Genomic DNA, 2,983 nt, shown 5'->3' on the forward strand with positions numbered 1-2,983 from the left:
GGTCAGTCCGCCGCCCTGCGCGTACCTCACACCCCAGAGCTATCGGTGCCGACACCCAACTGTCAGGCGAACGGAACCGACATCACCCAATCAAGTTCAGTAGCCCCGGGGCAACCTCTACAGAATTTTCTGCTCCACCCCGTAAACGCCTTCTCGATCTCTCCTCATGCCAACACTGCTCACCAACTGCTCGACCGTATCCCTGACGGCTCTGACGTTGAAGCAACCAATCACCTCAGCCCCCAGCTTGCCCACCGGACACGCGTATTCCTCTGGCCTTACACAGACCGACAGGCAGACTGGATCATCTACGACCTGACCGACCCCTCCCTGTCACGGGAACAACTCGAAAGCCGCCTGGCAAACCGATTGGCCAGTGAATACGACCAGATTGCGAACAGCCAGGGCATCGTCCTGCTGCGCCGCAGATAGACAAGAGCTCGTAGTCCCTGGTCATTTCGGCGCACACCAAGCGGTGTGCGGCTTGGCGTGCCGTACCCCTCACCCGGCAGGCGGAATCGTCCGTCGCAGGCCCTGATGATCAACGTAGAGGTCCTGCCCCAGTAAATCTTATGTCCGTGATAACGGCTGGCGGGCCCAAAAGGTTGGGCAGCCCGCCCCGAACGGGGGCCGGGTCGGGGGGCTTACAGGGTGAAGATGGTGGCGGTGCCGACGTCGCGACGCCTGACGCCAGAGTCGGCGCCTGGTGTAAAGGAGACGTGCTGCCACGGTGTGCCGGGAATACGGTCGCGGAGCACGACCACTGTTCTTACTCCCGTTCTGCGCAGGTAGGCGATGCTTTCCGTGCTGGGGAAGTTCACAGAGGCAGCCCGGATCTCGTGTTGGCTTATGGGGGAGAAGCTGCTGATGCCGTTGACGATGCGGGGGAAGTTGTACGTCGACCAGAGCATGGCTGCCTGATCGATCGCCGGGTCGCTGGGCAGCACCAGCACGGGCCCCTGCACATTCCGCAGGGCAGCTGGCGTCCCAGGCACCCGCGGGTGCGGAGTGAGATTCATGCATTCGACGGTGACCAGCAGCACCGGGGCGAGCACTGCCAGCCTTGTGAGAATTCTCGGATGGGAAGGGCGCTGGTTTTCAGTGATGGCGTGGGCGCGGTCGCAGATGGCGCTGACTGCACCGGCGGCGAGGACAGCAAGGAGCAGAGTCACCCAGACCACCAGTCGGCCGGGGGTGCGGATCGCATCCAGGCCGGGCAGGTGCTGGAAAAGGAAGACGTAGCCGTACTCTCCCTGGCCCCAGGCCTGGGTACCCAGGGCCAGATATCCGGCGAGCACAGTAGTTCCGGCCAGCCACAACCGGGTGCGTACCCGCCATGCGGAGAGGCCGAGGCCGATCACAGCCAGGCCGATCAGGAAGAAACCTGGCAGCAGCGCCATCTCCGGCGGGAAGGCCAGCGTGGCCCGCACCTCCTGGTGGGACTGGCCCCACAACCAGGACTCGGCCGGCGCGGTCAGCATGCCGCGGAGCGGGGGCGAGAACACTGCAAGGTCGGCCACGGACCGTCTCGCGTACGGGTACGTCTTGGCGAGTTGCAGGTACGGCATGGCCATCAGGCAGGTGGTCACAGCGAACAGCGCGCCACCGGACAGGTCGCTGATCAGCACCTGGCGCGGCTGGTCAGGCCGGTGCCCGCGCAGCCAGGCGACTGCCATGATCAGCACGATCACTGCGAGGGCGTAGCCGAAGGGAATGCCGATAGCGAAGCTGAGAGTCATCTGCCAGGCGGCGACAGCCCATCCTGCCAGGACCCAGATGGGCCGCGCACGTCCGGATTGATACCCCTCCCGGAGGGTGAATCCGTGCCCCCTGGCCAGCATGGCCAGGGCCAGCGCGATACCGCCCGTGGACAGGATGTTCATGTGCCCGCCGTGGGCCAGACGCCAGGGCGCATAGGCGAATGCCAGCCCAGCCACCAGGGCACCGGGCGCATGTGCACCCAATTGCCGGGTCAGGGCATATGCGCCGAAGAATGCCAGCGCATGCAGAAGGATATAGATGAGATTGTACCGGGCTACTGCCGCCGTGGCGCCGTCACCGATCATGCCCAGCGGTGCGTAGCCCAGCAGGCTGTCTGAGAACGCCAGACTCGACCGCTCAGGGAAGAAAGGGTTGGCGTCCCAGACGCTTGCCGGGGCAGTGCTCAGCGCATGGCCGCCCCAGGCGACCTGCCAGGCCTGCTGCAGAGGGTCATGGATGTCCTGCGGAATCGTGGTGGCGGCGTCCGGGGCGGCCGGCCAGGTCATGGCCACAGCGAGCAGCACTCCGGCCCCGGCAGCCGCAGTCCACTCGTGGGCGAGAAAGCGTCGCAGCCGGCCAGGCGGCTTCGGAATGAGCGTTGCGAAGGCCTCCTTCCCGTCGGCTTCCAGGGGATCGGGGGCGCTGATGCGCGTGGCCACGTGACATGCTCCCATGTAAGCGGTCCGTTGCCTGGGCGACTGCGCGCACTCGGGCTCTTGCTGACGACGGACACAGGCATCTGCGGATGAGTCCGGGAACCTTCCCGATGGAAGGTTGGAAATTTCCCTGTCCATACCCCCGGAGCGCCCTCCGTCACCAGATTTCCGGTATTGGAGCGAGCGCACTCCCAGCCGGTCGAAGGACTGCCGGCCTCTGCGCGACCCGAGACTCGGTCGGCCTCGATGAGGACGACGAGGAGTGAGGAGCCGCAACTGGACGCGTTCCCTGAGTCGGTTCAGGCGCGCTGGTGCGAACCCGTCCAGCCGGGACGCAGAACTCCATGATCTTGGAAGCCGCGCCTGTCACGTTCCGGGGCACCACCGAGCTGACAGAACGCTATGAACCGGGCGTCACGCGACTACGCCGAAGCCCTGCGCTCGCCCCCGGCATTCCGCCAACGGGTGCCCGATCGCTCGCCGCGGACCTCCGCCGGCCATGGGAGAAACCCACCGCCTCGGACCGGCTCAGCCCGGCCCGGGTCCGCCGGGGGTTCAGGAACATC

General features: G+C 65.9%; 2 protein-coding genes. One reads left to right on the forward strand and one right to left on the reverse strand.

The genetic code is table 11. The features are described 5' to 3' along the window. Positions 1-432, forward strand: a 432-nt coding sequence (locus IF89_RS45405; protein ID WP_234328018.1) for a DUF2079 domain-containing protein, incomplete at its 5' end; no start/stop codon positions are given. A 212-nt stretch (positions 433-644) separates the two neighbouring features. Here the strand turns inward: IF89_RS45405 and IF89_RS0134760 are convergent. Beyond that, positions 645-2,420: a hypothetical protein gene (locus tag IF89_RS0134760; RefSeq protein ID WP_051808128.1), complete on the reverse strand. Its 1,776-nt coding sequence runs from the start codon at positions 2,418-2,420 to the stop codon at positions 645-647. Between the last annotated feature and the right edge of the window lie 563 nt (positions 2,421-2,983).

The sequence above is a fragment of the Streptomyces sp. NRRL F-2664 genome (assembly GCF_000719345.1).
In the GTDB taxonomy this organism is placed as follows: Bacteria; Actinomycetota; Actinomycetes; order Streptomycetales; family Streptomycetaceae; genus Streptomyces.